Source organism: Mesorhizobium sp. M0496 (genome assembly GCF_040321205.1).
Classification (GTDB): domain Bacteria; phylum Pseudomonadota; class Alphaproteobacteria; order Rhizobiales; family Rhizobiaceae; genus Mesorhizobium.
This window is the reverse complement of the sequence record NZ_JAMYRC010000024.1, coordinates 1-19893: the sequence shown is the minus strand read 5'-3', so window position 1 is coordinate 19893 and position 19893 is coordinate 1. Positions and strand designations below refer to the sequence as shown.

At 63.2% G+C, this 19893-nt stretch carries 17 protein-coding genes; 14 read left to right on the top strand and 3 right to left on the bottom strand.

All coding sequences use genetic code 11. The features are described from left to right. Window positions 1-6: 6 nt before the first annotated feature. The gene (locus NKI73_RS19915) at window positions 7-1542 is read right to left on the bottom strand and encodes a sigma-54-dependent transcriptional regulator (protein ID WP_352632620.1); all 1536 of its coding nucleotides are present in this window, start codon (window positions 1540-1542) and stop codon (window positions 7-9) included. Between the two features lie 190 nt (window positions 1543-1732). On the opposite strand from NKI73_RS19915, the gene NKI73_RS19910 reads away from it, so the two are divergent. From NKI73_RS19910 to NKI73_RS19850, 13 genes are all read left to right on the top strand, one after another. Continuing rightward, window positions 1733-3565: a M3 family oligoendopeptidase gene (locus NKI73_RS19910; RefSeq protein ID WP_352632619.1), complete on the top strand. Its 1833-nt coding sequence runs from the start codon at window positions 1733-1735 to the stop codon at window positions 3563-3565. A gap of 367 nt (window positions 3566-3932) precedes the next feature. Continuing rightward, entirely contained in the window at window positions 3933-4667 is a 735-nt protein-coding gene (locus tag NKI73_RS19905; protein WP_352632618.1) for a helix-hairpin-helix domain-containing protein, read from the top strand. Between the two features lie 211 nt (window positions 4668-4878). Next, entirely contained in the window at window positions 4879-6024 is a 1146-nt protein-coding gene (locus tag NKI73_RS19900; protein ID WP_352632617.1) for an aminodeoxychorismate synthase component I, read from the top strand. Further along, complete coding sequence (locus NKI73_RS19895; protein ID WP_352632616.1) at window positions 5973-6635, top strand: aminotransferase class IV family protein; 663 nt, start codon at window positions 5973-5975, stop codon at window positions 6633-6635. The genes NKI73_RS19900 and NKI73_RS19895 overlap by 52 nt, the downstream gene beginning before the upstream one ends. Before the next feature lie 14 nt (window positions 6636-6649). Beyond that, window positions 6650-6937: a YciI family protein gene (locus NKI73_RS19890; protein WP_352632615.1), complete on the top strand. Its 288-nt coding sequence runs from the start codon at window positions 6650-6652 to the stop codon at window positions 6935-6937. Further along, window positions 6934-7872 carry a heme-dependent oxidative N-demethylase family protein gene (locus NKI73_RS19885; protein ID WP_352632614.1) on the top strand — a complete coding sequence of 313 codons (939 nt, stop codon included), beginning with the start codon at window positions 6934-6936 and terminating at the stop codon, window positions 7870-7872. Before NKI73_RS19890 ends, NKI73_RS19885 begins: the two co-directional genes overlap by 4 nt. 129 nt (window positions 7873-8001) lie before the next feature. After that, on the top strand, window positions 8002-9447 hold the full coding sequence (locus NKI73_RS19880; protein WP_352632613.1) for a homospermidine synthase: 1446 nt from the start codon (window positions 8002-8004) through the stop codon (window positions 9445-9447). Between the two features lie 187 nt (window positions 9448-9634). After that, on the top strand, window positions 9635-10012 hold the full coding sequence (gene omp10 / locus NKI73_RS19875; protein WP_352632612.1) for an outer membrane lipoprotein Omp10: 378 nt from the start codon (window positions 9635-9637) through the stop codon (window positions 10010-10012). Window positions 10013-10202: 190 nt separating this feature from the next. Beyond that, entirely contained in the window at window positions 10203-12209 is a 2007-nt protein-coding gene (locus tag NKI73_RS19870) for a 5'-nucleotidase C-terminal domain-containing protein (protein ID WP_352632611.1), read from the top strand. Between the two features lie 136 nt (window positions 12210-12345). Continuing rightward, window positions 12346-13410, top strand: coding sequence for a ferrochelatase (gene hemH / locus NKI73_RS19865; protein WP_352632610.1), 1065 nt, complete (start codon window positions 12346-12348; stop codon window positions 13408-13410). A gap of 154 nt (window positions 13411-13564) precedes the next feature. Next, window positions 13565-14809 (top strand): NAD(P)/FAD-dependent oxidoreductase, encoded by a 1245-nt coding sequence (locus NKI73_RS19860; RefSeq protein ID WP_352632608.1) that lies wholly within the window; start codon window positions 13565-13567, stop codon window positions 14807-14809. Between the two features lie 88 nt (window positions 14810-14897). Then, window positions 14898-15848 carry an SPFH domain-containing protein gene (locus tag NKI73_RS19855; protein ID WP_352632606.1) on the top strand — a complete coding sequence of 317 codons (951 nt, stop codon included), beginning with the start codon at window positions 14898-14900 and terminating at the stop codon, window positions 15846-15848. Between the two features lie 76 nt (window positions 15849-15924). Beyond that, window positions 15925-16389: an NfeD family protein gene (locus NKI73_RS19850; protein WP_352632604.1), complete on the top strand. Its 465-nt coding sequence runs from the start codon at window positions 15925-15927 to the stop codon at window positions 16387-16389. A 4-nt stretch (window positions 16390-16393) separates the two neighbouring features. Here the strand turns inward: NKI73_RS19850 and NKI73_RS19845 are convergent, their stop codons facing one another. Then, window positions 16394-17395 carry a KpsF/GutQ family sugar-phosphate isomerase gene (locus NKI73_RS19845; protein WP_352632603.1) on the bottom strand — a complete coding sequence of 334 codons (1002 nt, stop codon included), beginning with the start codon at window positions 17393-17395 and terminating at the stop codon, window positions 16394-16396. A 250-nt stretch (window positions 17396-17645) separates the two neighbouring features. Here NKI73_RS19845 and NKI73_RS19840 point away from each other — a divergent pair, with 250 nt between their 5' ends. After that, the gene (locus tag NKI73_RS19840) at window positions 17646-19436 is read left to right on the top strand and encodes an outer membrane beta-barrel protein (RefSeq protein WP_352632601.1); all 1791 of its coding nucleotides are present in this window, start codon (window positions 17646-17648) and stop codon (window positions 19434-19436) included. Between the two features lie 53 nt (window positions 19437-19489). Here the strand turns inward: NKI73_RS19840 and NKI73_RS19835 are convergent. Further along, window positions 19490-19893 (bottom strand): integrase core domain-containing protein (locus tag NKI73_RS19835; RefSeq protein ID WP_352632599.1); only part of this gene is annotated, 404 nt, incomplete at its 5' end.

Genomic DNA, 19893 nt, shown 5'->3' with positions numbered 1-19893 from the left:
TGTGCCTCAGGAAGCGAGCCGGTCGACGCGGCCGGTTTCGGGGTCGATGCCGTATTCCTTGAGCTTGCGGTAAAGCGTCGAGCGGCCGATGCCGAGTCGGCGGGCGACTTCGCTCATCTGGCCGTTGTAGTGATCGATGGCGAGCTTGATCATCTCGAGTTCGACATCGGCCAGCGCACGCACATTGCCGCGTTCGTCGAGCGCCCGCAACGTGCCGAAGCGGGGCTGCAGCCTGGCCGGCGGATCGGGTTCGGTTGCCGGGCTTCCCTCGCCGGGCAAGGCTTCTTCTTCGCGCCCATCCAAAGGCAGGGATGGCGACAGCGCACCACCGTCGGTGTCGAGATTGACAGTGCCTTCCACCTGCGCCCGGATCTGCGGGAAGTCCTCCGTGGTCAGCACATCGCCTTCGCAAAGCACCGAGGCCCGGAAGACGGCATTTTCGAGCTGCCGGATGTTTCCAGGCCAGTCATAGGCCTGCAGCACGGCAAGCGCCGCGGCCGAAATGCCTTGCAGGCGATGACGCGGGTCGGCCGGCGCGACCTTGTCCATGAAATGGGTGACCAGATAGGGAATGTCGTCGCGGCGGTCGCGCAGCGGCGGCACGAAGATCGGGTAGACGTTCAGCCGGTAGAACAGATCTTCGCGGAACTTGCCGTCCTTGACCTGCTGCAGGAGGTTGCGGTGCGTCGCCGAAATCAGCCGGATGTCGACCCTGACGGTCGAGCGTCCGCCAACCGGGTCGACCTCGCCGTCCTGCACGGCGCGCAACAGCTTGACCTGGACGTCGAGCGGCAGGTCGCCGATCTCGTCGAGAAACAGGGTTCCCGAATGCGCTTCGACGAATTTTCCGGTGTGCTTGTCGGTGGCCCCGGTGAACGAACCCTTCTCGTGGCCGAACAGGATCGATTCGACCAGATTGTCGGGAATGGCGCCGCAATTGACGGTGACGAAGGGTTTCGAGCGGCGGTCGCCGCTGCCCTGGATGGCGCGCGCCACCAGCTCCTTGCCGACGCCGGACTCGCCCTCAATCAGGATCGGGATGTTGGATGCCGCCGCTTTCTGGCCGAGGCGGATCACCCTGTCCATGGCCGGGCTGTGCGTGATCATGTCCTTGAAGGTCAGAAGGCCGTTGCGTCGGCGCGACGTGCGTTTGACCTCGCCCTCGACGGCCTCGACCTTGAGCGCGTTGCCGATCGACGCCTGCAGCCTGTCGGGAGACGCCGGCTTGACGACGAAATCGAAGGCGCCGTGGCGCATCGCCGAGACCACGGTCTCGATGCCGCCCTGAGCGGTCTGCACGATGGTCGGGACATTTATGTCACGCTCGCGCATCGCCTTCAGCACGCCGATTCCGTCGAGACCGGGCATGACCAGGTCGAGGATGACCACCGAAACCTCGCGGGCGCTGGGCCCGTCGAGCATATCGAGAGCGGCTGCGCCGCCGTCGACGACGATGGCACTATAACCGAACCGCGTCACCGCCGCTTCGAGCAGCCGGCGCTGCACGGGATCATCATCGACTATGAGTATGGAACCTGTCATGACTGATATGACTGCCCGCCCGAGGAATTCTGCCCTGTGGACCATCTTGGCACAGGGTTCTAAATAAGGTTTCAAAAAACCCGGTGAATGAATTCCTTAGGATTTGACCGGCTTCTCGTTTCCCCTTGAATCTTGGCCACGGAAGGTGTCGGCAATGCACATGGTTTCTGGGCCCATAGTTTCTGGGCACATGGTTTCTGCTCGGCAGCTTGCAGCGCCAGCGTCCGGCCAGGGCGCGGCCGAGCTTGGCGACCTGCCGGAATGGAATCTTGCCGACCTCTATGCCGGCATGGACGCGCCGGAACTGAAGCGCGATATCGCCAAGGCGGCCACCAATGCAATCAGCTTCGAGAGCCGCTGGAAGGGCACGCTGGCCGCCGAGGCCGAGCGCGGCAGCGCCGGCAGGCTGGGCGAGGCGCTTGTCGCCTACGAGGCCCTGGAGGAACTGATCGGCCGCATCGTCTCCTATGCGGGACTGGTTTATGCCGGCAACACCGCCGACCCGCAGCGCGCCAAGCTCTATGGCGACATCCAGGAGAAGATGACCGACGCCAGCGCGCACCTTCTGTTCTTCGCGCTCGAACTCAACCTGATCGACGATGCCGCCATCGAAAGCGCGCTCGCCGGCGATCCCGCGTTCGGCCATTACAGACCGTGGGTGCTCGATCTGCGCAAGGACAAGCCCTACCAGCTCGAGGACCGTGTCGAGCAGCTCTTCCACGAAAAATCGATCACCGGGCGCGGCGCCTGGAACCGCCTGTTCGATGAGACGATGACCGACCTTCGCTTCGACATCGACGGCGAGGAGTTGACGCTGGAGCCGGCGCTGAACCGCCTGCAGGACGCCGATGGCGAGGTGCGCCGACGGGCGTCCGAGGCGCTGGCCACGACCTTTCGCAAGAATTTGCGCACCTTCACGCTGATCACCAACACGCTGGCCAAGGACAAGGAAATATCCGACCGCTGGCGCGGTTTCGAGGACATCGCCGATTCACGCCATCTCGCCAACCGCGTCGAGCGCAGCGTGGTGGATGCACTGGCGTCCGCCGTGCGCGATGCCTATCCGCGCCTGTCGCATCGCTACTACGCGATGAAGGCGCGCTGGCTCGGCATGGATGTGATGAACCACTGGGACCGCAACGCGCCGTTGCCGGATACGCCCCAGGCGATCATCGGCTGGGATGAGGCCAGGAACACCGTGCTGTCCGCCTATCAGCGCTTTTCGCCCGACATGGCGGAGATCGCGCGAACCTTTTTCGACCGCAACTGGATCGACGCGCCGGTGCGTCCAGGCAAGTCGCCCGGCGCCTTCGCGCATCCGACCGTGCCGTCGGCGCATCCCTATGTGCTGCTCAATTACATGGGCAAGCCGCGCGATGTGATGACGCTGGCGCACGAACTTGGCCACGGCGTGCATCAGGTGCTGGCCAGCGGCCAGGGCGCGCTGATGGCCTCGACGCCACTGACGCTGGCCGAGACGGCGTCCGTCTTCGGCGAGATGCTGACCTTCCGCTCGTTGCTCGACCAGACCACCGACAGGCGCGAGCGCAAGGCCATGCTCGCCCAGAAGGTCGAGGACATGATCAACACGGTCGTGCGCCAGATCGCCTTCTATGAATTCGAGCGCAAGGTGCATGCCGAACGCAAGAACGGCGAGCTGACCTCCGACAGGCTCGGCCAGTTCTGGCTCGAAGTGCAGGCCGAAAGCCTGGGTCCCGCGATCAAGCTGCGCGAAGGCTACGAGGTGTTCTGGACCTACATTCCGCACTTCATCCATTCGCCCTTCTACGTCTACGCCTATGCTTTCGGCGACTGCCTGGTGAACTCGCTCTACGCGGTCTACCAGAACGCCGAGCGCGGTTTCCAGGACAAGTATTTCGAGATGCTGCGCGCCGGCGGTACCAAGCATCATTCCGAGCTTCTGGCGCCCTTCGGCCTGGATGCCACCGATCCCGCCTTCTGGCAGATCGGGCTTGGCGTCATCAGTGGCCTGATCGACGAGCTGGAAGCGCTCGACGCTTGAAACACGTCCCGCAGGCGTCGCCGAACAGTTTAGCCGGAATGCATGTTGGCATAGCTGTACTATCGCCCTAAATATCTGTTCTTGAAGTACTCTCCGCCGAAGTTTTCCGATAGCTTTCCATAAGCTCTATGATAGCCTTCGCTCCAAGCTCAGCCGGAGCGCATGCGGATCGGCGAGGAAAAATCTCAGCCGGCCGTGGCGCTCAGGCGAACGCGACAACGGCCGTTGGCCATGGGCAAGCAAAAGCCGATCGCCGACAGCTCCACCGAAGCCGGCTGTTCTGCGAACCGCGGAACCACCATCGAGTAATCCTTCGCCGAGGTCATGGACCCATGCCGCGGCAGACGGATCTGACTGGAGAGAGACAATGGGCACTTTTTTCTACATGCTCCTGGCGTTCCTGGTAGGCGTGCTGGTGGGCTGGTTCCTCTGGGGACGCCTGCGCGGTGAACTCGACAGCTTGCGTGGCGACGTCGATCGCACACGCAGCGAGCGCGACAGGCTGCGTGCCGACAGCGACCGGCTGACCGGTGAACTCGATGCATGCGGCAAGACCCGCGCCGACCTCGAGCGCCGGCTGCGCGACGCGCAGGCAACGCCCACTGCCGGGAGCAGCGCGGCAAAGCCGGCGGGCCAAGCGTCCGCAGCCCTGATGTCGACTTCCGCGACGGCCAAATCCGCCGCCGCAAAACCCGCGCCGGCCAAACCGGCCGCAGCGAAGGCGGTCCCTGCCAAGCCGGTGGCGAAACCCGCCACCGCCAAAGCCTCGGCTCCAGCCAAACCCGCGACGAGCAAGCCCGCAGCGGCCAAGAAAGCTGCACCGGCGCCGGCCAAGCCAGCATCCGGCAAGCCCGACAATCTGCGCCGGCTGATTGGCATTGGGCCAGTCAACGAGAAGCTGCTCAAGGCGCAAGGCGTCACCAGCTTCGCCCAGATCGCCGGCTGGACAGCCGCCGATGTCAAGCGGATCGAGGACGTGATGAATTTTGACGGCCGTATCGCACGCGAGCGCTGGATCGAGCAGGCCAAGCTGCTCGCCGCCGGCAACGAAAAGGAATTCGCCAAGCAGTTTCCGACAGCTGGAACGGCCAGCAACACCTGAGCGGCAGAGGCAATATTGTTGCAAACGGCGGTGCCCTGGGCGCCGTCGTTTTTTTGGCCGGCAATATCGATGCGGAGGTAGCCTGCAGGTCGGCCCAAAGGTCGGCCCAAAGGTCGGCTTTGAGTGGCAGCGTGCCGTTCCCTCGATTGCGCGCGAGCGGCCCCCCATATAGAGCGGTCGACGGCTTCATTGACCGCAGCATCCGGTGCCCATGTCCCTGCCCGCCGCCATTTTCCGCAACGACGAAACCGCGCGCCAGCTCGTTTTCGACCGGCCGGCCGATGTCATCGTGGCGCATGAGGCAAAGGATTTCCTGCCGGCGCTGGAAGCAGCGCAAGCCGCGCACGATGCCGGCAAATGGCTTGCCGGCTATTTCTCCTATGAGGCGGGGTATCTGCTCGAGCCAAAACTCGTTCCCTTGCTGCCGGACGGGCGCCGCGCTCCACTCGTGTGCTTTGGAGTTTTCAATGCGCCGGTCGAAGAGACGGTGCCGCTGCGCAATATCGTGGCGACCAATGGTCCGATCTTCGACGCCCGCGCGACGTGGTCGCCCAAGGACTATGAGAAGCGGTTCTCGCGGCTGCACCAGCACATCAGGCAGGGCGATTGCTACCAGGGCAATTTGACCTTTCCGATACATGCGCAATGGTCTGATAACCCGCTGGCCGCCTTCGATGCGCTGACCGAGCGCCAGCCGGTGAAATATGGCGCGCTGATCGCGCTTGGTGAGCCCATCGTGCTGTCGCGTTCGCCCGAACTCTTTTTCGAGATCGACGCCGGGGGCATGATCGAGACGCATCCGATGAAGGGCACGGCGCCGCGCGGCGCCACCAAGGCCGAGGACGAACGGCAGAAGATCTTCCTGCGCAATGACGAGAAGAACCAGGCCGAAAACCGCATGATCGTCGATCTCCTGCGCAACGATATTTCGCTGATCAGCGAGGTCGGCACACTCGACGTCCCGGCGCTGTTCCGCATCGAAACCTATCCGACGGTCCACCAGATGGTGAGCGATGTCAGGGCCAAATTGCTGCCGGGTCTCTCCATCCGCCAGATCTTCGCGGCGCTGTTTCCTTGTGGCTCGATCACCGGCGCGCCAAAAATCCGTGCCATGGAAATCCTGCACGATTTGGAGGGAACACCGCGCGATGTCTATTGCGGCGCTATCGGCTGGATCGCGCCCGGCGGCACGATGCGCTTTTCCGTGGCGATCCGCACCATCTCGCTCTTTTCCGGCGGCGAGGCCATCTACAATGTCGGAGGCGGCGTGGTCTTCGATTCGACGGCGCAGGAGGAGTATCAGGAGTGTCTGCTGAAAGCGCGCTTCGCGACGGGAACACCGCCGATTTCCAGCTGATCGAGACCATGCGCTGGGAACCATGCTCGGGCTTCCGGCGCTTCGATCGCCATCTCGCCCGCCTTTATGGCTCGGCGGCGGAACTCGGCTTCCGCTATGATCCGGGCAAGGTCGGCGAGGCCCTGAGCAGCGCGGTCAGCGGGTCCGGCATTGCCCTGCGCACCCGCCTCGTCCTGTCGCGCGACGGCGAGGTGATCACCTCGGCACAACCCTACGAACCGCTCGCCGCCGACAAGGTCTGGACGCTGCGGCTGGCGCGAACGAGGCTCGATTCGCACGATACGCTGCTGCGCCACAAGACCAGCCGGCGGCAGCTCTACACGCATGCCCGCGCTGAATATCTTATCACCCAGGCCGACGAGGTGATCCTGGCCAACGAGCGTGGCGAAATCTGTGAAGGCACCATCACCAACGTCTTTGCCGATCTTGGGGACGGCATGCTGGCGACGCCCCGGCTCGACTGCGGCCTGCTGCCTGGCGTATTGCGCGCGGAGCTTCTGGACGAAGGCCGCGCCCGTGAAGCGATCTACAGCTTGGACGATTTGAAATCCGCCAGGGCGCTGTTCGTCGGCAATTCGCTGCGCGGACTGATTCCGGCCAAACTTGCCTGAGAGGGTCCATAACGATGTTCGTCGTCTCGCTGAACTACAAGGTGCCGCTGACCGAGATCGACCGCTTGCAGGCCGCGCATGTCGAATGGCTGAAGGCCTGCTATGCGGACGGCATCTTCGTTGCCTCCGGGGCGAAGAAGCCGAGGACTGGCGGCATCATCATCGCGCAATGTCCGCGCGAGGTGCTCGACGCCAGGCTGGCCGCCGACCCTTTCGCCAAGGCAGGCGCGGCCGACTATGATGTCACCGAATTCCTGGCGAGGATGACCGCCGCCGGCCTCGAGCATTTCAAGGAAGCATGAGCTTGGCCAAGGCGCTGCCCACCCACACACCCTATGACGGCTCATCGAAACTCTTCAGCATCGGGCTGAAGCCGCTCGATCCGGCGGACTGGATCGAGGTCGATGATCATCTGCTGCCGTATCTCGCCGAAAAGCGCCGGCTCTATGCCGAAATCCCCGAGCGCGTTTTCGTCGAGGAGGACGGTACCCGAGATGCGCAACGGGAGGTGCTCGAATTGCTCGGCCCTTACCTGCTGGAGAGGTTTCCCGACACCTATCGACGCACCGGCGCGGACCTGGAGGTCATGGGCGCCGAGAACAATCCCAGGCTCCCTTCCGGTTTCGAGGATGCACCGCTTGTCGCCGCCTCGCTGCTCGTCCAGGAAGACCTGGTCCTGATGCGTCGCAGCGACAATGGCTGGCGGCTCGTTGCCGGCTCGCTGTGCTTTCCCTCATCCTGGTCGCTCCTGGAAAAGTTCGGCAAGCCGTTGCAGGACATCCACGCCCCGGTGCCGGGCTTCGGCCCAGGCACCCGCCCGGCGGAACTCATCAACCGCATGTTCGATGGGCTGCAGGGCCAGGCCGTCGAGCGCTACAACTGGTCGATCCAGTCCGGCGACGCGCTCTACCACCCGCTCTCCGACCTGCAGCGCATCGACCGCGCCACCAACCGGCCGTCGCGCTTTCCCGACGGCGACATCGACGCCCACGCCTTCATCCGCGTCGAACGGCAAACCCTGCGAAAACTGCCGGTTACACGCGATATCCTGTTCACCATCCGCATCCATCTAGACCCTCTCGCCGTGCTCGCCCGGCACCCGGATCGGGCGAAGCTGGCGGTGTCTTTCGCCGCCCAGCTCGAAGCACTCGATCTCGCACAGCTCGACTACAAGGGCCTGACCGCGGACCGCGATCGGCTGATCGTGGTCTTTAACCACATGGCCAATGACGGCTAGTCGCTGGTTGGCGCTTTTCGCTGGTTTGTGACAATGATCTGTGATGTAGCGCATGGCCGCCGGGCAAAGATGCCCGGTTTTGTGTGCGTTTTTCCCGGTTTCCTGGGTTTTGAAGGAGTGTTCGATAAAATGGCGACTGAAAACTGGCCCGTTTACGGTGAAATCACCGGCCCTGTCGTGATGATCGGCTTTGGTTCGATCGGCCGGGGAACGCTGCCGATGATCGAACGCCATTTCAAGTTCGACACGTCGCGCATGACGGTCATCGACCCGCGCGACACCGACCGCAAGCTGCTCGACGAGCGCGGCATCACCTTCATGCAGGAAGCGGTGACCGAGAAGAACTACAAGAACCTCTTGACGCCGCTGCTGACCAAGGGCGGCGGCCAGGGCTTTTGCATCAACCTGTCGGTCGATACCGGTTCGGTGGACCTGATGCGGCTCTGCCGCAAGCTCGGCGTGCTCTACATCGACACCGTCGTCGAACCATGGCTCGGTTTCTATTTCGACGCCAAGGCCGACAACGCCAGCCGCACCAACTACGCGCTGCGCGAATCGCTGCTCAAGGAAAAGCACGACAAGCCCGGCGGCCCAACGGCTGTCTCCACCTGCGGCGCCAACCCCGGCATGGTCTCGTGGTTCGTCAAGCAGGCGCTGGTCAATCTCGCCACCGATCTCGGCCTCGAGTTTTCAGAGCCGACGCAGGACGACCGCGAGGGCTGGGCCAAGCTGATGAAGAAGGCCGGCGTCAAGGGCATCCACATCGCCGAACGTGACACCCAGCGCGCCAAGAAGCCGAAGCCGATGGATGTGTTCTGGAACACATGGTCGGTCGAGGGCTTCATCTCCGAGGGTCTGCAGCCCGCCGAACTCGGCTGGGGCACGCATGAGAAATGGATGCCGAAGAACGCCAAGAAGCACAAGCATGGTTCGAAGGCCGCGATCTACCTGGAGCAACCCGGCGCCAACACGCGCGTGCGCTCATGGTGCCCGACGCCAGGGCCGCAGTACGGCTTCCTGGTCACGCACAACGAGGCGATCTCGATCGCCGACTTCTTCACCGTGCGCTCCAAGAAGGGCAAGGTTCAGTACCGCCCGACCTGCCACTATGCCTATCATCCCTGCAATGACGCGGTGCTGTCGCTGGACGAGATGTTCGGCGCCGCCGGCAAGCCTCAGCCCGTGCACCACGTGCTCGACGAGAACGAGCTGGTCGACGGTGTCGACGAGCTCGGCGTGCTGCTCTATGGCCACGACAAGAACGCCTACTGGTACGGCTCGCAGCTGTCGCTGGCCGAGGCACGCAAACTGGCGCCCTACCAGAACGCCACCGGCATGCAGGTCACCTCGGCGGTGCTCTCGGGCATGGTCTGGGCGCTGGAGAATCCCGAGGCTGGCATCGTCGAGGCCGACGAGATGGATTACAAGCGCTGCCTGGACGTGCAGTCCCAGTATCTCGGACCGGTCAAGGGCCACTACACCGACTGGACGCCGCTCGATAACCGCCCCGGTCTGTTCCCGGAAGACCTCGACCGGGACGACCCGTGGCAATTCCGCAACATCCTCGTTCGATAGCGGTGCGTTCCATAGGCCCCATTGCCTTGCAATCGCCCGGAAATCGGGCGATTGAAGGGATGCGGACGAGAGCGACACGTGCCCGTTTGAAGGCACGGCGTACGCTCTGGAAACTTGGATGCGCGCATCGTGCTTTCCGAAAATCGATTCCGATTTTTCGGCCGATGCGAGAGGAGAGGATTTTCACATGACTATTGCGCGCAAAGTTCTTTCTATGAGTTTGGCGGGGGCCATTGCGGCAGTGCTCGCTGCCTGTGCGACCAGCGGCCCTGATGAGCCGCCAATGGCGGCGTCGCCGAAAGGCGTTGAAGGCTCCTGGATCGACGCCAAGGGCACCGGCCTTTCGACCTTCGCCGGCGGCACCTTCACGACCGTCGCCACCGACACCGGCCAGAAGCTCGCCGATGGCAGCTACACGATGACCGGCGCCACGTCGGTGCAGATCAACGGCACGTCGCTGATCCGCCAGACGGCGGTCAGCTTCAACTGCCTGATGGTGTCGACAAGCCAGCTCAACTGCACCAGCTCCAGCGGCCAGAATTTCGTGCTGACCCGGCGCGTCTGAACCAGCGAGCATTCGCTTGCCTGAGGACGGCGGCCAGTTGGCCGCCGTCCTTTTTTATGCCGGCAAAGGTTCCCGGATTTCCGCTTGCGTCATCCGGAACGCGATGGGAACATGGGTCAAAGCGCCGACTGTTATGTTCCAGTCAAGCAAGAGCGTTAAAGGCCTCTGATCAGCTTTCCGGGAGACGAAGATGAAGAAGCTTGCTGCCATTGCCGCCCTGTCCGCCTCAGCCCTCGGCCTGTCGGCCGGCGCATCCTTTGCCGACTACACACTGAACATCCTGCACATCAACGACTGGCACAGCCGCATCGAGGGCAACAACAAATATGAATCGACCTGCTCGGCGGACGAGGAGACCAAGGGCGAGTGCATCGGCGGCGCGGGCCGGCTGATCACCGCTATCGCCCAGGAGCGCAAGAAGCTGGAAGGCCAGAATGTGCTGCTGCTCAGCGCCGGCGACAATTTCCAGGGCTCGCTGTTCTACACGACCTACAAGGGCAAGGTCGAAGGCGAATTCCTCAACCAGATGAAGTTCGACGCCATGGAGCTCGGCAACCATGAATTCGACGACGGCGAAGTCGCCCTGGCGCCGTTCCTCGACATGATCAAGTTCCCGGTGCTGGGTGCCAATGTGAAGGCCAACGCGCAATCCAAGCTCGGCGACCGCGTCAAGCCGTCTGTTGTCGTCGAGGTCGGCGGTCAGAAGATCGGCGTCATCGGCGCGATCACCAACGACACCCCGGACCTCGCCTCCCCCGGCCCCAATGTCGCCATCGAGGATGACGTCAAGTCGATCACCGCTGAGGTCGAGAAGCTGAAAGGCGAGGGCGTCAACAAGATCATCGCCGTGACCCATATCGGCTACAGACGCGAGCGCGACGTCATTGCCAAGATCCCGGGCATCGATGTCGTCGTCGGCGGCCACAGCCATTCGCTGCTGTCGAACACCGATCCCAAGGCTGAAGGCCCCTACCCGACGATGGTCGACAACCCGGACGGCTACAAGGTGCCGGTCGTGCAGGCGGCGTCCTATTCGAAATATCTCGGCGAGTTCAAGGTGGTGTTCGATGACAATGGCGTCGTCAAATCGGCCAGCGGCGACCCCATCTATCTCGACAAGTCGATCACGCCCGATCCGGCCGTGCTCGCCCGCATCAAGGAGCTTGGCGCGCCGATCGAGGCGCTGAAAAACAAGGAAGTGGCCGAGACCACCGACGTCATCGACGGCAGCCGCGAGAGCTGCCGCACCCGCGAATGCGCGATGGGCAACCTCGTCTCCGACGCCATCCTCGACCGCGTCAAGGGACAGGGTGTCGAGATCGTCATCTCCAATGGCGGCGGCCTGCGCGCCTCGATCGACAAGGGCACCGTGACCATGGGCGAGGTGCTGACCGTGCTGCCGTTCCAGAACACGCTGGCAACCTTCCAGATTTCCGGCAAGGACCTGGTGGCTGGCCTCGAGAGCGGACTCAGCCAGGTCGAGGACGGCGCCGGGCGCTTCCCGCAGGTCGCCGGCCTGAAATATTCCTTCGACAAGTCCGCCGCGCCCAATGCCGGCCGCGTCAAGTCGGTCGAGGTCATGGAAGGCGGCGCCTGGACGCCGCTCAATCCGGACAAGGACTATCTGGTCGCCACCAACAATTATGTCCGCCAGGGCGGCGATGGCTACAAGGTCTTCGCCGACAAGGCCAAAAATGCCTATGACTACGGTCCGGGCCTCGAACAGGTGGTTGCCGACTATCTCGGCGCCCACCGGCCCTACACGCCAAAGCTCGATGGCCGCATCACCGAGATCGCAGCGACCGTCGCCGCGGCGCCCGCGGCCGAACCTGCCCAGCCTGCGGAAGCGGCCCCGGCAATGCCTGAACTTCCGGCCAACTCGGGTGATATTGCCAACACACCGCCGGCCGTGTCGACAGAGACAGCGCCAGCCGCGCCAGCTGCACCGGCTGAGCCAGCAAAACCGGCTGAAGCAGCACCGGCTCCTGCCCCCGCGGCACCGGCCGAACCGACAAAGCCCGCCGAGGCCGCGTCAGCTGAAAGCAGCCATGTCATCGTTGCCGGGGATACCTACTGGGATCTGGCGGTGAAGGCCTATGGCGACGGCACCAGGTGGAAAGTCATTTCGGGCGCCAACAAGGGCTATGAGCCGCGCCGGCTTCCGGTCGGCGCAACGCTGACCATCCCACCGAAATAACATCGCTTCGATGCCTGAAAGACAACGCCCGCCCGAGAAACCGGGCGGGCGTCCTGTTTTCGAGCTAAGGTGCGGCCAGACGCTGCATTGAAAGCGCGCGCTAGATGGTTAGGTTCGCGTCTCCCGGAGAACCCTTATGACGCTTTCCACCCCTGTCGATCCCAAGGCCGCGAAAGCGCTCGGCCCGTTGCCCGCCGGACATCCTCCGGCCAAGACGGGCAAGATCGGCATCATGCTGGTCAATCTGGGCACGCCTGATGGCACCGACTTCAAGCCGATGTGGCGCTATCTCCGGGAATTCCTGTCCGATCCGCGCGTCATCGAACTCAACCGGGCGATCTGGTATCCGATCCTCTATGGCCTGGTGCTCACCACGCGGCCGAAAAAGTCAGGCGCCAACTACGCCAGGATCTGGAACCGGGAAAAGAACGAGTCGCCGCTGCGCACCTACACCCGCGCCCAGGGCGAGAAGCTGGCCGAGGCGCTGCACGACCTGCCCGATGTCGTCGTCGACTGGGCGATGCGCTATGGCAATCCTTCGACCGAAAGCGTGGCCCAGGCGCTGGTCGAAAGAGGCTGCGACCGTATTCTTTCGTTCCCGCTCTACCCGCAATATTCGGCGACGACCACGGCAACCGCCAACGATCAGCTGTTTCGCGCCTTGATGAAAATGCGCCGCGCACCGGCCATCCGCAGCGTGCCGCCCTACTATGACGAGCCGGTCTATATCGAGGCGCTGGCGCGCTCGATCGAGCAGCATCTGGCGACGCTCGATTTCGAGCCGGAAGTGGTCATCACCTCCTATCACGGCATCCCGAAGCCCTATTTCGAGAAGGGCGATCCCTATTATTGCCACTGCCAGAAGACGACGCGGCTGTTGCGTGAACGGCTCGGCTGGGATGACAAGAAACTGATCATCACCTTCCAGTCGCGCTTCGGAGCGCAGGAATGGCTGCAGCCTTATACCGACAAGACGGTCGAGAAACTCGCCCAGGATGGCGTGAGGTCGATCGCCATCGTCAATCCCGGTTTTTCCGTCGACTGCATCGAGACGCTTGACGAGATCGGCCGCGAGGCGGCCGAGACCTTCCATCACGCCGGCGGCAAGAACTTCGCCCATATCCCTTGCCTCAACGACAGCGCCGAGGGCATGGCGGTGATCGAAGCGATGGTGCGGCGCGAACTGTCCGGCTGGGTCTAGGGGGCAATTCCAGGAAAAGTGTAAAACGGTTTTCCGTCCGGAATTGCTTCAAACAAGAGTTAGAGCGGCTCGCCGCATCTGTGAAGCGGTGAGCCGCTCTGAACCGGAACAACACAAGCTCCGGGGCGTTAAGGCGCGCCCTCCGGAGAATTCGATGCCCCGCAAGCTCGATCTCAGAACTGGCCGGCCTGTCTGGTCCGCCTATCGCGCGCCTGCGGTGCCGACGGACAGCCTGACCCGGGACGTCAAGGCAGATGTGCTGATCGTCGGCATGGGCATCAGCGGCGCCATGATGGCGGAGGCCCTGACGGCGCAAGGCCATGTGGTGATCTGCATCGACCGGCGTGGCCCGCTGAAAGGGTCGACGTCCGCAACCACCGCGCTGGTGCAATTCGAACTCGACCAGCCGCTTTCGACGCTTTCGAAGATGATCGGCAAAACCTCGGCGGAGCAGGCTTGGCGACGCTCGCGGCTCGCCGTTTCCAACCTAGCCGCCCGCATCGCCGAACTCGGCCTCAATTGTGGCCTGAGCCGCACCCCGTCGCTCTATCTGGCCGGCACCTTGCTCGGGCCATCGGGACTGCGCGACGAGGCCGAGGCACGGCGGCAAGCAGGCATCGGCGCGACCTATCTCACATCGGCGCCGCTGGCGGAGACATTCGGCATCGATCGTGACGGCGCCATCCTCAGCCACGGCAACATCGCACTCGACCCGCGCAAGCTGACGGCCGGCTTGTTGCTCAAGGCCATGGAGCGCAAGGCACGTTTCTACGCCCCTGCCGAAGCCACAGTGATCGAGGACAGTGCCGACGCGGCTGTCGTCGCGACCAGGGGTGGCCCGACCATCACCGCGCAACATGTAATTCTGGCCACCGGCTACGAGTTCGTCGATATCGTGCCGGCAGCAGTCCACCAGATCGTCTCGACATGGGCGATCGCGACACGACCGCAATCGCGAAAGATCTGGCCACGGGCAGCCTTCATCTGGGAGGCGTCGGACCCGTACCTCTATGTCAGGGCGACCACCGACGGCAGGGTCATCTGCGGCGGCGAGGATGAGGATTTTTTCGACGAGGCGCGGCGCGACGAGTTGATCGGCGACAAGAGCGCACGCATTGCCGAAAAACTTGGCCTGATATTTCCGCATCTCGACACCAGGCCTGAATTCGCCTGGACCGGTTCTTTCGGCACCACGACCACCGGCCTGCCTTATATCGGTGCCATTCCCAGGCACCCTCGCATCCATGCGGTGATGGGCTACGGCGGCAATGGCATCACCTTCTCGCAGATTGCTTCCGAGATTGTCTCGGCCTCGATCGACGGGCTGGACGACGCGGATGCGAGGTTGCTTGCCTTCAACCGCAGGATGCAATCTTGCAAACAATCCATCATCACCTGATTGTAACGCATCTGAAATACACTTAAGCCTTTGGTGAAGTCGGCTGCGCGAGAATGGCTTGTGCGGCCTTCGTCTGAGGGAGAGCCAAATGGATTTCAGTGGTTTCGATATTGCGGTTGGTGCACTTGCCCTTCTGGTATTGGTGCTTCTGATCAAAGGCATCAGGACAATCCCGCAAGGCTACAATTATACGGTGGAGCGCTTTGGCCGTTACACCAAGACACTGAGCCCAGGCCTCAATTTCATTTTCCCGTTCGTCGACCGCATCGGCGCCAAGATGAACATGATGGAGCAGGTGCTCGACGTTCCGAGCCAGGAAATCATCACTCGCGACAACGCCATCGTCGGCGTCGACGGCATCGCCTTTTACCAGATCCTCAATGCGGCGCAGGCCGCCTACCAGGTTGCCGGCCTGCAGAACGCCATCCTCAACCTGACGATGACCAACATCCGCACTGTCATGGGTTCGATGGACCTCGACGAGCTTCTGTCGAATCGCGACGCCATCAACGAGCGCCTGCTGCGCGTCGTCGATGAAGCAGCGCATCCGTGGGGCATCAAGATCACTCGCGTCGAGATCAAGGACATCAACCCGCCGGCTAACCTCATCGAATCGATGGGCCGGCAAATGACCGCGGAACGCAACAAGCGCGCGCAGATCCTTGCCGCCGAAGGCCTCAAGCAGTCGCAGATCCTCGAAGCTGAAGGCCGCAAGGAAGCCGCCTTCCGCGACGCCGAGGCGCGCGAACGTTCGGCTGAGGCCGAAGCTCGCGCCACGCAGGTGGTGTCGGAAGCAATTTCCAAGGGCGACGTGCAGGCGCTGAATTACTTCGTCGCCCAGAAATACACCGAGGCATTGGGCAAGATCGGCACGGCCACCAACAGCAAGATCGTGCTGATGCCCTTCGAAGCGTCATCGCTGATCGGTTCGCTCGGCGGCATTGGCGAGATCGCCAAGGAGGTTTTCCGCAGCGAAGGCACGACCGGCGCGCAAAGGCAGGCCGCGCGCCCGCCAGTCGTTCGCCCGACCGATAACTGAGATCGTAGGAGCATGACCCCGAAAAGTGGAAACCGGTTTTCGGAAAAGGCCATGCTCAAACAAGAAGAAAACGCCCATGATCGACCGCATCATTTCCGAACTTGGCCCGTGGAACTGGATGGTTCTCGGCTTCGCCCTGCTGGTGATGGAAATCATCGCCCCAGGCATCTTCATGCTGTGGATCGGCATCGCCGCCCTGATCATCGGCGCGGTGTCGCTGCTGGTCTGGGACGCCGGCTTCTGGACCTGGCAGGTTCAGGTCCTCGCCTTCCTGGTGCTGTCACTGGCTTCGGCCTATGTTGGCAAGAAGCTGGTTGGTAGTCGCAATGACCCGACCGACCAGCCACTGCTCAATCGGCGCGGCGCGCAAATGGTTGGCAGGATGGCGACACTTGCCGAGCCGATCCGGGATGGACGTGGCCGCATCAAGCTGGGCGACACGCTGTGGCGTGTCTCTGGCCCGGACCTTCCGGCCGGCACGCAAGTGCGCGTGACGGGTGCTGCCGACACGGATCTGGAGCTGACCGTCGAGGCGGTCTGAACGTTCAGGCCGCGCCGATGCGCAAGAGGTCGTGCAGGTGGATGAGGCCGACTGGTTTCCGGCCCTCCACCACCATCAGGCTGGTGATGGCTGAATTGTTGATCGTCTGCAGCGCCGTTGCCACCAGCGTGTCCGGCGCTGCCGTCTTCGGTCCTTTTGTCATCACCTCATCCACCGTCATCGCCAGCAGATTGCTGCCGATGTGACGGCGGATGTCACCATCGGTGATTATGCCGACCAGCGCGCCGTCGGCGTCGGTGATCGCCACGCAGCCAAATCCCTTGCGCGACAGTTCCAGGATCGCGTCCTGCATGGCGGTGCCCGTGACCACCAGCGGCAACCTGTCGCCGACATGCATGATCTCGCGGATTTGCGTCAGGTTGGCGCCAAGCTGGCCGCCTGGATGAAAGGTGCGGAAATGGTCCGGGGTGAAGCCGCGTGCTTCGAGCAGGGCGATCGCCAGCGCATCGCCCATCACCAGCTGCAGCAGCGTCGATGTCGTCGGCGCCAGGCCGTGCGGGCAGGCCTCCGGCGTGCGCGGCAGCAGCAACACGACGTCTGCGGCGCGCGCCAGCGCCGAAGTCTCTCCGGCGGTTATGGCGATCAGCGGGATGGAAAAGCGCCTGGAATAGGCGACGATACCCATCAGTTCCTTGCTCTCGCCCGACCACGACATGGCGATGATGGCGTCGTCCCTGGCGATCATGCCGAGATCGCCATGATTGGCTTCGGCGGGATGGACAAAGAAAGCCGGCGTGCCGGTCGAGGCCAGCGTCGCCGCGATCTTCGATCCGATATGGCCGCTTTTGCCGACACCGGTGACGATGAGCCGGCCTTCAATCCCGGAGATCATCTCGACGGCCTGCGCGAAAGGCGCGGCCAATCCGTTCTCGAGGGCCTCGGCAAGGGCTGCGACACCAGCCTGTTCTGTCGCCACCGTCCTCAGCGCCGAAGCGATCGACGCTTGCCTGTCCAAAGGCTTGTTATCCAGGGATCCCGCATGCATGGCTGATGCGATTAGCGCTTTGCCGGCGCGCTGTCCAACGGAAATGGCCTCAGGCATGTCGCCCGAATGTGTGCGGTGGTTTGCGACAACGACAGGCATGGAGACAAGAAGCTTAACGCGCGCCGTATGAATCCCATGGGAAATCAGCGCTGCAGGCGGCCAACGGCCCGCCTCCTCAACCCTCCGTTAACCATCCCCATTTACGGTTCGGTAAGTATGGCGCGCGTGCGTCGCGCAAGCAGTGGTGGCGATGTCCGGGGTCCAGCCAGAAAAATCGACAGGACGAAAGAGCAAGGTGGTCTGCGCCTTGCTGCTGGCGACCAGCATGTTTGCTTTGCTGCGCCCAACGGCGCTCCATGCGCAGGAAACGGAACTGCGCGGTGAGGTCTCCGAATCGGCGATCCTGTCCGACCAGCAGCGCAAGGCGAGACAGCTCGCTTTGGCAGCGCAGGATCAGGCGCCGACCAATGCGGCGCAGGACAATGCGCCGGCACGAACCTACCTGCCGGCCAGCGCCGGCGGGTTGCCTGACGACACGGACACCGGCGACGCAACCGCGACCGGCAGCGTTTTCGACCCGCCGGCAGCCACCGACGACAGCTCCGCCGACACTCCTGCGCCGCCCAAGCCTCGCCGCCGCCCATCGACCGCCAGGCAGAATGCGGCTGACCAGGCCAAGGACAAGGCTGCGGACAAGTCGAAAAAGAAGAAGAAGTCGACGGCAGCAGACACCGACACCACCGCTTCAACGACCGCCTCCACAACGGACGCCACCGATGGTGCAGACACCGATGAGGAGACGGCCAACCGCCGCGCCCTCACCATCGACAGCGCCGACAAGCAGAAGCTCGACCCGGGCGCAGAGCGCACGGACGCCATCGAAGGTCAGAAAAAGAAGCCCGAGGATGATCCGTTTGCCGCCACCGGCGTCAAATGGGGATCCTTCGTCATCCGGCCGACGATCGAACAGGGCCTGACCGCCACGTCGAACGGCGATTCCAGCAACGCCGGCAAGTCGGCACTGCTGTCCGAGACGGCGCTGCGCTTTTCCGCCGCCTCCGACTGGCGCGAGAACGCCGCCACGATCGACGGCTATGGCCTGTTCCGCGGAACCGTGTCTGGTTACCCGGTTCACAACGAGCAAGGGCGCATCGAAGGCCAGCTCAATGTCGACCTCGACAATGAACTGCGCGCCATCGCCAAGCTCGGCTATGAGGCCGTGCCGGAATCAGCGTCATCACCGGACGCCATTGCAGGCGTCAGCAAGCAGCCGCTGCGGCAGACCGTCAACGGCAGCCTCGCCGTCGAAAAGGACCTCGGCAAGATGCAGTACACACTGACCGGTGCGGTCTCGCATGACTTCTATGGCGACGCCAAGCTTTCGAACGGCACCTCGCTGTCGCAGAAGGATCAAGACTCCACGCTCTACACCGCGACCTTGCGCATCGGCTACGAGATCTCCCCCGCCCTCACCCCTTTCACCGAAATCGAGGTCGGCCGCCGGGCCTATGATCAACGCGTCGACAATGAAGGCTTCGAGCGCTCGTCGACGCGGCTCGGCGCCCGCGCCGGCCTTGAGCTCGACATGGGTGAGAAGCTGTCGGGTGAGTTCTCGGCCGGCTGGCTCAGGGAAGCGATCGACGACAAGAACCTGGACGCAATTTCGGGTGCCACCGTCAACGCCGACCTCAAATGGTCACCGGAGCGCGGCACCATTATCGGCCTGACCGGCCGGACCACAGTCGAGCCCACGACCACATCAGGCGAAAGCGGCGACATCCTCTATTCCGGTCGTTTGACGGGCGAACGCCAGATTCGCGCCAACCTCACCGGAAATGCGGCTTTGGGCCTCGACTGGCGTGATTATATCGGCATCGACGGCCACGACATGACCTTGAGCGCCGAGGCCGGACTGACCTGGTGGCTGAACCGCTACGCTGGCCTCACCACCAGAGTGAGGACCGAGAAGCTGACCAGCAATTTACCGGGCCGCGACTACACCGCCAACAGCATCTTCCTCGGTGTAAAAGTGCAGAGATAGGAAAGCTAGCCAGGCGCAGTCTGGCAAAGCGATACGTCGCCAGTTCGACTGCCCTAGGTGTGGAGCCTCAACAGGTTGTCGTCGGTTAAGGCGAGGCGACTGATGGGCGGTTTTGACTTTAGGCTGCCGTGGGGGCGATGCCAATTATATCGGTGCAGCCAGACCGGCAGTTCGGCGGCGCGGTGGTCGGATGTCGGGTAGGCAATGGCGTAGGCCCACTCCCTGAGCGCGGTCTGGATGAAGCGCTCGGCCTTGCCGTTGGTCTTGGGCGTATAGGGCCTTGTCGTGACGTGCTTGAGGCCGAGATCGCGGCAGGCCTTGGCGAAGACCTTCGACCTGTAGCAGGAGCCGTTGTCGGTCATGACGCGGGCGATCGCGACGCCGAGGCTGGCGTAGTAGGCAACCGCCGCCTTGAGGAAGGCGATGGCGCTTTCTTTTTTCTCGTCGGGCAGTATCT

What these genes read in the sequence shown, in the direction of transcription:
- NKI73_RS19845 (WP_352632603.1), bottom strand. Translation starts at nt 17,395, where the DNA reads ATGCATGCGGGATCCCTGGATAACAAGCCTTTGGACAGGCAAGCGTCG.
- NKI73_RS19890 (WP_352632615.1), top strand. Translation starts at nt 6,650, where the DNA reads ATGTTCGTCGTCTCGCTGAACTACAAGGTGCCGCTGACCGAGATCGAC.
- NKI73_RS19870 (WP_352632611.1), top strand. Translation starts at nt 10,203, where the DNA reads ATGAAGAAGCTTGCTGCCATTGCCGCCCTGTCCGCCTCAGCCCTCGGC.
- NKI73_RS19885 (WP_352632614.1), top strand. Translation starts at nt 6,934, where the DNA reads ATGAGCTTGGCCAAGGCGCTGCCCACCCACACACCCTATGACGGCTCA.
- NKI73_RS19905 (WP_352632618.1), top strand. Translation starts at nt 3,933, where the DNA reads ATGGGCACTTTTTTCTACATGCTCCTGGCGTTCCTGGTAGGCGTGCTG.
- NKI73_RS19880 (WP_352632613.1), top strand. Translation starts at nt 8,002, where the DNA reads ATGGCGACTGAAAACTGGCCCGTTTACGGTGAAATCACCGGCCCTGTC.
- NKI73_RS19855 (WP_352632606.1), top strand. Translation starts at nt 14,898, where the DNA reads ATGGATTTCAGTGGTTTCGATATTGCGGTTGGTGCACTTGCCCTTCTG.
- NKI73_RS19915 (WP_352632620.1), bottom strand. Translation starts at nt 1,542, where the DNA reads ATGACAGGTTCCATACTCATAGTCGATGATGATCCCGTGCAGCGCCGG.
- hemH (WP_352632610.1), top strand. Translation starts at nt 12,346, where the DNA reads ATGACGCTTTCCACCCCTGTCGATCCCAAGGCCGCGAAAGCGCTCGGC.
- NKI73_RS19840 (WP_352632601.1), top strand. Translation starts at nt 17,646, where the DNA reads ATGTCCGGGGTCCAGCCAGAAAAATCGACAGGACGAAAGAGCAAGGTG.
- NKI73_RS19910 (WP_352632619.1), top strand. Translation starts at nt 1,733, where the DNA reads ATGGTTTCTGCTCGGCAGCTTGCAGCGCCAGCGTCCGGCCAGGGCGCG.
- NKI73_RS19900 (WP_352632617.1), top strand. Translation starts at nt 4,879, where the DNA reads ATGTCCCTGCCCGCCGCCATTTTCCGCAACGACGAAACCGCGCGCCAG.
- omp10 (WP_352632612.1), top strand. Translation starts at nt 9,635, where the DNA reads ATGACTATTGCGCGCAAAGTTCTTTCTATGAGTTTGGCGGGGGCCATT.
- NKI73_RS19860 (WP_352632608.1), top strand. Translation starts at nt 13,565, where the DNA reads ATGCCCCGCAAGCTCGATCTCAGAACTGGCCGGCCTGTCTGGTCCGCC.
- NKI73_RS19850 (WP_352632604.1), top strand. Translation starts at nt 15,925, where the DNA reads ATGATCGACCGCATCATTTCCGAACTTGGCCCGTGGAACTGGATGGTT.